This is a genomic window from Ensifer sp. SSB1 (assembly GCF_016652895.1).
Classification (GTDB): Bacteria; Pseudomonadota; Alphaproteobacteria; order Rhizobiales; family Rhizobiaceae; genus Ensifer.
On record NZ_JAEPRP010000228.1, the window covers coordinates 1 to 9630 of the forward strand.

Consider the following 9630-nt stretch of genomic DNA (forward strand, 5'->3'; position numbering starts at 1 on the left):
GACGGTCGTATTCTTCCTGTTCCCAGCGTCCGGCCCGCGCGTAGTGCTCGATGACTTCGTCACCGAAGGCAGCGCGCAGCATCTTGGATTCGCTCAGCGCCGAAGTGGCATCGCGCAGCGTGCGCGGGATTTCGCGCACGTCCTTGCCGCCATAGGCGTCGCCGACAAAGGGCGCTTCCAGTTCAAGTTTGTTCTCGATACCGGAAATGCCCGCCGCGATCAAAGCGGCAAAGGCGAGATAGGGATTGAGATCGGAGCCGCCGACGCGGCACTCGATGCGGATCGCCTTGGTGTCCTCGCCGCACAGGCGATAGCCGGCCGTGCGGTTGTCCTTGCTCCAGACCGCCTTGGTGGGGGCGAAGGTACCGGCCATGAAGCGCTTGTAGGAGTTGATATAGGGGGCGAGGAAATAGGTGATCTCGCTCGCATGGGTGAGCAACCCCGCCACATAGTGGCGCATCATCTCGGACATGCCGTATTTGCCGCCCTCGTCGAAGAAGTGCGAGGTCTTGCCGTCGAGGCTCCAGAGCGATTGATGGATGTGCGAAGACGAACCGGCGGCCGAATAGTTCCACTTGGCGAGGAAGGTGATCGCTTTGCCCCGTGACCAGGCGATCTCCTTGCAGCCGTTCTTGATGATCGCATGGCGGTCGGCCATCGTCAGCGCGTCGGCGTAGCGCACGTTGATTTCTTCCTGGCCGGCCGATGCTTCGCCCTTCGAATTCTCGACCGGGATATCGGCGCCCTGGAGACCGTTGCGGATCGCCCGCATCACATCCTCTTCCTTGGTGGTCTGGAAGATGTGGTAGTCCTCGTTGTAGCCGCTGACGAGCTGCAGGTCGCGATAGCCGGACTGACGGGCATCGTCATAGGACTGGTCGAAGAGGAAGAACTCGAGCTCGCTCGCCATATAGGCCTTGAGGCCCATCTTCTCGAGCCGGGCCACCTGCTTCTTCAGGATTGCGCGCGGCGAATGCGGCACTTCCTCGTGGGTGTGGTGGTCGAGCATGTCGCAGAGCACCAGCGCCGTGCCTTCGAGCCAGGGAATGCGGCGAAGCGTCGAAAGGTCCGGCTTCATCGTATAGTCGCCGTAGCCCTTTTCCCAGCTCGTCGCCTTGTAGCCGGGAACGGTCTCCATCTCCATGTCGGTCGCAAGCAGGTAGTTGCAGCTATGCGTTTCCTTCCAGGCGCCGTCGACGAAGAACTGCGCGTGGAAGCGCTTGCCCATCAGCCGGCCTTGCATGTCGACCTGGCAGGCGAGCACCGTATCGATGCGGCCGGCGGCGACGTCTTCCTTCAACTCATCAAACGTATAGCTCATCAACTTCCATCCCATGTTTTGTCACGCGGCCGTTCCCTTGAGGTCACGATATTTTTTGGCCGCGTGAACGTGATCAGCTCGAATTGTTTGGCGCGGGATGCGGGCCGGATACCGCGCACATTGCCTTTCGATTTCGTTCCGGCCCCAAAGAAAAGGCGGAAGTCGCGGTCGCGCTTCCGCCCTCTTGTCGTTGATCAGATCTGGCCGACGGCCTTTTCTGCGGCGGCGATCTCCGCCTGGCGGCGTGCCACTTCGTCACCGATCGGCGGGCCACGGAAGCGGCGGCTCTCGAAGCCGAACCAGACCGCGCCGGTCAGCACCAGGAAGCCCACGGTGATGTAGAGCGCCCAGTCGTTCGGCGGCTGCACGCCGAGGATGAAGATCAGCACCATGGCGATGATCGACAAGACTGCGAACAGCTTGAACATGCTCTCGCCGAGGTTCCACGGGCCCATCTTGTCCCACTTCGAGGTTCCCCAGGCGAACAGGCCGAGCGTGATCGGGATCGCGAAGGAGAAGAACAGGAAGATGACGGTGCACGAAACGACGATGGTATAGACCGGCGTTTCACCGATGGAGACCAGCGACGAGCCCCAGACGAACAGGACGGCGAGGATCGAGCCGGTCCAGATCGCGGCAACCGGCGTGCGGTAGGTCGGGCTCACCTTGGCAAGCGCCTTGGAGGCCGGCAGGCCGCCGTCACGCGAGAAGGCGAAGATCATGCGCGACACCGAGGTGACCGTTGCTAGGCCGCACAGCCACTGGCTGACGAGGATGGCGAGATAGAGGACGTCTTTGACGATCGGATTGACCTGAGCTTCCATCGCCCAGAAGAATACGTTCCAGCCCTGCTTGGCGGCTTCATCCATGTTCGGGATCATCAGCACGAACGAGCACAGCATGATGTAGCCGAAGAGTGCCGACCAGAGCACGGAGGAGACCATGCCGCGCGGTACCGAATGGGCCGCCTTGACGGTTTCTTCCGAAGTGTGCGCCGAAGCGTCGTAGCCGGTGATCGTATAGATCGGCAGCAGCAGGCCGAGCAGGAACACCCAGGTGCCCGAGGTTTCCGGCCAGACGTTGCCGCCGGCCTCGCCGGAATAGTTGGAGAAGGTGAAGAGGCGCGCGATGTCGTAGCTGTCGGCGGCGACGAGGCAGACGAGAGCCAGGAGGATCGACGTCGCGAAGATCAGGTAGCCGGAGAAGTCCGTGAGCTTCGCGGTCAGGCCGATGCCCATGTGGTTCACGAGCGCCTGGGCGCCGGTGATGATCGCGAGGAAGATGATGCGGGTCAGCGTCGTGTCTTCAAGCCCGAAATAGGGCGTACCGAAGGACCCCATGAAGAAGTAGTAGGTGCCGACGTTGATCGCGCCGAGAACGGTGACGAGGCCGAGCAGGTTGAACCAGGCCGTCAGCCAGCCGGTGAAGCGGTTGCCGAGGATCGAGCCCCAGTGATAGAGGCCGCCGGCAGTCGGATATGCCGAGCTGATCTGCGCCATGGCGACGGCAAAGACGAAGGAAATGAAGCAGCCGAGCGGCCAGCCGATACCGATCGCGGCGCCCCCCGCGCCGGCCGTTGCCTGGGCCAACGAGTTGATACCGCCAGAAAGAATGCAGATGATCGAGAACGACACCGCGAAGTTCGAGAACTGGCTCATGCGCCGCTCGAGCTCCTGGGCGTAGCCCATAGAGTGCAAGACACTCATGTCCTGCTTTTTGTCCAAATCACTGTAGTCTGACATTTTTCTTCCCCTGATTTCTTCAGACCAGGCCGCCCCATTGCGGCTGGGTCCCATCAACCACCCGTCCCGGCGAGCCGGAACAGGACCGCGGCCATGCCGCTCCCCAGGGTCTTTTATTGTGCTGAAAGTGCCACTGCGCCTTTGCGGAGCAATCCTTCCAGATAATCGGCCATGACCCTTTGGCCGATTTCGTTGCGAATGAGATCGTTGCGGATCTCGATCATCACATTCGGCAGTCCGTTGTGGACGCCGTATTCGATCAGGCTGTGGGTGACGCCGTCAGCCGGGCCATAGGGCTCGTTGCGGCGGATATCGAAGGCGACCTGCCCTTTCGTCGCAGCCACGAGCATATGGTCGGCCAGCCGACTGTCCGCGTCGTGCAGGATACCGACCTCGACCGACCGAGGCTTGCCGAAGTAGACGGGCGTGAAACTGTGCATCGTCACGAGAACGGGCGGCCTGCCGGCGGCCTTGCGCTCGGAAACGAAGCGCGCGACGGAATCGTGGAATGGGCGATAGATTTCGTCGACCCGCGCCTGCCGCTCGTCTTCGGTCATCGTCCGGTTTCCCGGTATCTCGTACACTTCGCTGAGGACCGGCATGGCAGCCTCCGCCTCGGGCGGGCGATTGCAATCATAGGCGAGCCGCGAAAAGCGCTGGTAGATCAGTGCCCCATCGAGCTTGGCGGCGAGAAGCCTGGCGACGGCAAGCGCGCCCGGATCCCAGGCGATGTGGCTTTCAAGCGCCTGCTCCGTAAGCCCGAGCGTACCCAGGCGCTCTGGAACCCGGCGCGAGGCGTGCTCGCAGACGAGCACGATATCGCCCTTCCCCGAGGCGTTTTCGATCGCAACCGGATCGCCATCTGCTTCTGTCAAAAGTCGCGTCAACACCGGCATCCCCTCTTGCCCCGTTAGACGTTCGTTAATGAAAAGAATTCTTCAGAGATTGGCAAGTGTCAATCAAAATCTGAAACGATCTCTTCAAAATTGCGATTGACTCCAATTGTGACAGCGATGTTTAATCTGTCACAAACCGGCTTTAGATCGGTTCAGGGGAGACAATTTGAGCAGCAAGGCGACATCCACAACGGTGTCGGATGTGATCAACGCCCACTTCACCGTGCTGACCCGCGCGGAGAAGCAACTGGCGGAGACACTTCTCGACAACTATCCCGTTTCGGGACTCGGCTCGATCACCACCGTTGCCGAGAACGCCGGTGTTTCGACACCGACCGTTGCGCGCATGGTGCAGAAGCTCGGTTTCCGCGGTTTTCCGGATTTTCAGGCAAGGCTGCACCAGGAATTGGAAGCGACGATTTCCAATCCGATCACCAAGCACGACCGCTGGGCAGCCAACGCACCGGGAACCCACACGCTCAACCGTTTTGCCGATGCGATCACCAGCAATCTGCGCGAAACGCTGACGCAGATCGAGCCGCAGGACTTCGACGAAGCCGCGGCCCTCATCGCCGACCGCAAGCGCAGCATCTACCTGCTTGGCGGCCGCATTACCCACGCCCTTGCCGATTATCTTTTCACCCACCTCCAGGTCATCCGGCCCGGGGTGATCGAGATCGCCTCCAATGCCAGCGCCTGGCCGCACTATGTGCTCGACATGCGCCAGGGCGACGTGCTGATTCTCTTCGACATTCGCCGCTACGAACAGGAAATGGTGACGCTCGCCAAGTCCGCCCGTGAGCGCGGCGTCGAGATCATCCTGTTCACCGATCGCTGGACGTCGCCGGTCGCCAAGTCCGCCTCCCGGGTGTTCCGTTCGCAGATCGAAGTGCCGTCGGCCTGGGACAGCTCGGTCGTGATCCTGTTCCTGATCGAAGCCCTGATCGAAGCCGTACAGAGTTCGAACTGGGAGGAGACCCGGGACCGAATGAAGACGCTCGAAGGCCTGTTCGATTCCACCCGCATCTTTCGCAAACCCGTCTAGGAGTGCTCGCCGACCTGTTCACGGAAATTCATACAGTTATGCGACAGTGAGCCGCCAGCATCGAAAAAGAAATGTTCTTCCAACGACATAGGCGGCGCGAACGGAAAAACCACTGTCACATTACTTTCATCGCACCTCTTTAACAGCTTCGCCGAAATCGACTGAAACACCACGAATTTGACTAAACCCATAAGGAGAACCCCAGTGATTTCAAAAACCCAACGCCTGCTTTCGCTCTCCACCGCCATTTTCCTGGCGACGACCGCAATTGCCGCTGCCGAGCCGAGCGCCGAGCTCATCGAAGCTGCCAAGAAGGAAGGCATGCTGACCACGGTCGCCCTGCCCCACGACTGGTGCGGTTATGGCGACGTCATCGCTTCCTTCAAGGCCAAGTATCCGGAAATCCAGGTCAACGAACTGAACCCGGACGCCGGCTCGGCTGACGAAGTCGAAGCCGTCAAGGCCAACAAGGACAACAAGGGCCCGCAGGCTCCCGACGTTGTCGACGTCGGCCTCGCCTTCGGCCCGCAGATGAAGGCCGAAGGCCTGCTGCAGCCCTACAAGGTCTCCACCTGGGACGAGATCCCGGACAGCGTCAAGGACGCCGAAGGTTACTGGTACGGCGACTATTACGGCGTGATGTCCTTCCTCGTGAACAAGGACCTCGTCCAGAACGTACCGAAGGACTGGACCGACCTCCTGAAGCCGGAATATGCCGGTCAGGTCGCTCTCGCCGGCGACCCGCGCGCCTCGAACCAGGCGATCCTCGGCGTTCTCGCCGCCGGCCTCGCCAAGGGCGCAAAGTCGGGCAAGGAAGCCGGTGAAGCCGGTCTCGGCTACTTCGCCGAGCTGAACAAGAACGGCAACTTCGTTCCGGTTATCGGCAAGTCCGGCACGCTCGCCCAGGGCTCTACCCCGATCGTCGTCGCCTGGGACTACAACGCACTCGGTTGGGCAAAGACGCTGAACGGCAACCCGCCGACCGAAGTCGTCGTTCCGGCCAGCGGCGTTCTCGCCGGCGTCTACGTCCAGGGCATCTCGGCCTACGCGCCGCACCCGAACGCTGCCAAGCTGTGGATGGAACACCTGTACTCCGACGAAGGTCAGCTGGGCTGGCTCAAGGGCTTCTGCCACCCGACCCGCTTCAACGCCATGGTCAAGGCCGGCAAGGTTCCGCAGGAACTGATCGACGCCCTGCCGCCGGCAGCAGCCTATGAAAAGGCCTACTTCCCGACGCTCGAAGAAGTCGACGCCAACAAGGCCGCAGTCACCGGTGGCTGGGATGCCGTCGTCGGCGCGAACGTCCAGTAAGCCTTTCCACAGACATGTCGCCCCGGCCGGTTTTCCGACCGGGGCGCATAGGTTATTCGTAAGAAATTCAAGTCTTTGGAGCGAGATCTGGAATCTGTGTGCGGTTTCCGTCTGCATCCCGCTTCTCGCTTGCAACAATCTATAACGCCCGCGTCGATAACGCGGCTTCAGGGGCGCGAACGGAATGTCATCTGCTAAACCCGACGCCAGCCCGCCGGCGCGTCGCCTACCGCTTCACTGGCTGGGCATCCTGCCCTTTGCCGCCTTCGTGACGCTGTTCCTGCTTCTGCCAACGATGAAGATCGTGGTCGGCGCGTTTCAGACGCCCGATGGCGGCTTCACGCTCGACAACATCCGGGGCCTGTTCACGCCCTCGATCCTTGCGGCCTACTGGATCTCCATCAAGATCAGCATCGCCTCGGCGCTTCTCGGCTGCCTGATCGGCTTTTCCATGGCGTCCGCCATCGTTTTCGGCGGCTTGCCGCAAGGCATCCGCGGACCGCTCCTGACCTTTTCCGGCGTCGCTTCCAACTTCGCCGGCGTGCCGCTCGCCTTCGCGTTTCTCGCGACCCTCGGCCCGGTCGGTATCGTCACCGTTTTTCTTCGCTCGAACTTCGGCTTCGACTTGAGAATGCTCGGCTTCAACCTTCTCTCCTTCTGGGGGCTGACAGTCACCTATCTCTTCTTCCAGATCCCGCTGATGATTCTGATTATCACGCCGGCACTGGACGGCCTGAAGCGCGAATGGCGCGAGGCCGCCGAAATTCTTGGCGCCACCGGCCTGCAATACTGGCGCATGGTCGCCTTCCCGATCCTGCTGCCGTCGCTGCTCGGTACGCTGGCGCTGCTCTTCGCCAATGCCTTCGGCGCCGTGGCCACTGCCATCGCGCTCACCGGCTCGTCGCTCTCCATCGTGCCTATCCTGCTCTTTGCGCAGATCCGCGGCGACGTGCTCGGAAATCCGCATCTCGGCTACGCCCTCGCCTTCGGCATGATCGTCGTCACCGGCATCGCCAACGCGATCTACATCTGGCTTCGGTCCCGCAGCGAAAGGTGGCTGAAATGAAGAAGATCTGGGCCTGGGGAGCCCTCGTTTTCGGCCTCCTCTATTTCACCCTGCCGCTCATCGGCATGACCAACTTTTCGCTGAAGATGCGCCGCGGCGAATATTCCTTCGACGCCTATGGCAAGGTCTTCAGCGACCCGCGCTTCCAGGAAACCTTCACCTATTCGGTGATGCAGGCGCTGTTCACCATCATCTTCGGCGTTCTGCTCGTCGTGCCGACCGCCTATTGGGTCCGCCTCAAGCTGCCGCGCCTGCGTCCCGTTATCGAGTTCATCACGCTTTTGCCGCTGGTCATCCCGGCCATCGTCATCGTCTTTGGCTATATCCGGCTCTACAACACCTCGAGTTGGCTGCCGCTGACGGGTTCGCTCACGGGCACCAACATCCTCCTGATGTTCGGCTACGCAACACTCGCTTTGCCCTACATGTACCGCGCCGTGGATACGGGGCTGAGGACCATCGACGTTGCCACCTTGACCGAGGCCGCTCAGAGCCTTGGCGCCGGATGGGCGACGATCCTGGCAAAGATCATCCTGCCGAACGTGCTCGTCGCGGTTCTGTCGGGCGCCTTCCTGACCTTCGCCATCGTCATCGGCGAGTTCACCATGGCAGCGCTTCTCAACCGCCCGGCCTTCGGCCCGTACATGCAGCTTCTCGGCGCCAACCGCGCCTATGAGCCGGCAGCACTCGCCGTTATCGCATTTGGCATCACCTGGGGCTGCCTCGGCCTCATCCAGCTCGTCTCGCGCTTCCAAAGAAGCGCGCCCCCCAAGGCCTGAGGACCGCACTCATGAGCTTCCTTTCACTCACCAGCATCAAGAAGTCCTTCGGCCCGGTTCAGGTCGTGCACGATTTCAACATGAACATCGAAAAGGGCGAGTTCGTCTCGTTCCTTGGACCGTCCGGCTGCGGCAAGACGACGGTTCTGCGCATGATCGCCGGCTTCGAGACGCCGACCAGCGGGCAGATCGTCATCAACGGCAAGGACCAGAATTCGCTGAAGCCAAACCAGCGCAACATCGGCATGGTGTTCCAGGCCTATGCGCTGTTCCCCAACATGAACGTGCACGACAATGTCGCCTTCGGTCTGAAGATCGCCGGCACCGAAAAGTCGCAGATCGACGCAAGGGTGAAGCAGATGCTCGGGCTGATCAAGCTCGATCATCTGGCGGACCGCTTCCCCTACCAGCTCTCCGGCGGCCAGCAGCAGCGCGTCGCCCTTGCCCGCGCCATTGCGGTCAAGCCACAGGTGCTCTTGCTCGACGAGCCGCTTTCGGCGCTCGATGCCAAGATCCGCGTGTCGCTGCGCGAAGAAATCAGGCAGATCCAGCAGCAGCTCGGCATCACCACCGTCTTCGTCACCCATGACCAGGAAGAAGCCCTGTCGATCTCCGACCGCATCGTCGTCATGAACGGCGGCCGCGCAGACCAGATCGGCACCCCCTTCGAGATCTACAACACGCCGGCGACACGCTTCGTGGCGTCCTTCGTCGGTACGCTCAGCATCATCGAGGGCAAGGTGGCAGACCCCGCCTCGGGCGCCGTGACGATCGGCAACCAGCAGGTGGCGCTGAAGGATCCGATTGCCGGCATGAAGGGTGGCGACAGCATTTCGCTGGCACTGCGCCCCGAAGCAGGCTCGATCGCCGAAGGTGCCAAAGGCGATACGTCGCTCGCCGGCGAAGTCGTCTCGACGAGCTTCCTCGGCTCGGTCATCCGCACGCGGCTGCGTGTCGGCGGCGACGTCATCTCCTTCGACATGTTCAACAATCCGGGCGTCGCCCCGCCGGTTTCCGGCGACAACGTCACGCTGCGCTTCGCCGCCAAGGACCTCTTGGTCATCCGCGAGTAAGCCGACAGAAGCCATCGGAACGATTTCTTCCGATGGCTGCAAACCCTGGAAAATTCTGTCGTGATTTCCGGCATTTTCGTCGCACCGTGCGTTTGACCGCGCACGGTGGCGCTATATAGTCGCGTTGTTCTCAGGGCGGGGTGAAATTCCCCACCGGCGGTAGCGGTCGAAAGGCCGAAGCCCGCGAGCGCCTCAGGGTTTCACCCTGGGGGTCAGCAGATCCGGTCAAATTCCGGAGCCGACGGTCACAGTCCGGATGGAAGAGAGCAAGCAGAAACGTGGGACCCCGCGACGGGGCCTTGCGCGCATGCATGTTCGCCCGACGGGATCATTGGAAAACGCCAAACCCTGAAAGGCTTGAGACCATGACCATTCTTTCCCACCCCGCCGCCAAGAT

At 61.5% G+C, this 9630-nt stretch carries 8 protein-coding genes and 1 riboswitch; of the genes, 5 read left to right on the forward strand and 3 right to left on the reverse strand.

Going from position 1 to position 9630, the window contains the following annotated elements:
* The 3 genes from I8N66_RS33620 to I8N66_RS33630 all read right to left on the reverse strand — a co-directional run.
* Positions 1–1321: glutamine synthetase family protein (locus I8N66_RS33620; protein ID WP_291163740.1), on the reverse strand; the 1321-nt coding region annotated here is incomplete at its 3' end.
* 194 nt (positions 1322–1515) lie between these two features.
* Entirely contained in the window at positions 1516–3063 is a 1548-nt protein-coding gene (locus tag I8N66_RS33625) for an amino acid permease (protein WP_223724985.1), read from the reverse strand.
* A 113-nt stretch (positions 3064–3176) separates the two neighbouring features.
* Entirely contained in the window at positions 3177–3950 is a 774-nt protein-coding gene (locus I8N66_RS33630) for an N-formylglutamate amidohydrolase (protein ID WP_113540458.1), read from the reverse strand.
* Positions 3951–4125: 175 nt separating this feature from the next.
* Between I8N66_RS33630 and I8N66_RS33635 the strand changes: the two genes are divergently transcribed.
* The 5 genes from I8N66_RS33635 to I8N66_RS33655 all read left to right on the forward strand — a co-directional run bounded on the left by I8N66_RS33635 (position 4126) and on the right by I8N66_RS33655 (position 9233).
* On the forward strand, positions 4126–5004 hold the full coding sequence (locus I8N66_RS33635; protein WP_113540347.1) for a MurR/RpiR family transcriptional regulator: 879 nt from the start codon (positions 4126–4128) through the stop codon (positions 5002–5004).
* A 204-nt stretch (positions 5005–5208) separates the two neighbouring features.
* Complete coding sequence (locus tag I8N66_RS33640) at positions 5209–6315, forward strand: ABC transporter substrate-binding protein (protein WP_113540349.1); 1107 nt, start codon at positions 5209–5211, stop codon at positions 6313–6315.
* Between the two features lie 184 nt (positions 6316–6499).
* Entirely contained in the window at positions 6500–7381 is an 882-nt protein-coding gene (locus tag I8N66_RS33645) for an ABC transporter permease subunit (RefSeq protein ID WP_113540350.1), read from the forward strand.
* Positions 7378–8160 (forward strand): ABC transporter permease, encoded by a 783-nt coding sequence (locus I8N66_RS33650; protein ID WP_113540351.1) that lies wholly within the window; start codon positions 7378–7380, stop codon positions 8158–8160. Before I8N66_RS33645 ends, I8N66_RS33650 begins: the two co-directional genes overlap by 4 nt.
* An 11-nt stretch (positions 8161–8171) precedes the next feature.
* Entirely contained in the window at positions 8172–9233 is a 1062-nt protein-coding gene (locus tag I8N66_RS33655) for an ABC transporter ATP-binding protein (RefSeq protein ID WP_223724988.1), read from the forward strand.
* A gap of 122 nt (positions 9234–9355) precedes the next feature.
* Positions 9356–9505: riboswitch (FMN riboswitch) on the forward strand.
* Positions 9506–9630 lie beyond the last annotated feature (125 nt).

What these genes read in the sequence shown, in the direction of transcription:
- I8N66_RS33650 (WP_113540351.1), top strand. Translation starts at nt 7,378, where the DNA reads ATGAAGAAGATCTGGGCCTGGGGAGCCCTCGTTTTCGGCCTCCTCTAT.
- I8N66_RS33625 (WP_223724985.1), bottom strand. Translation starts at nt 3,063, where the DNA reads ATGTCAGACTACAGTGATTTGGACAAAAAGCAGGACATGAGTGTCTTG.
- I8N66_RS33655 (WP_223724988.1), top strand. Translation starts at nt 8,172, where the DNA reads ATGAGCTTCCTTTCACTCACCAGCATCAAGAAGTCCTTCGGCCCGGTT.
- I8N66_RS33645 (WP_113540350.1), top strand. Translation starts at nt 6,500, where the DNA reads ATGTCATCTGCTAAACCCGACGCCAGCCCGCCGGCGCGTCGCCTACCG.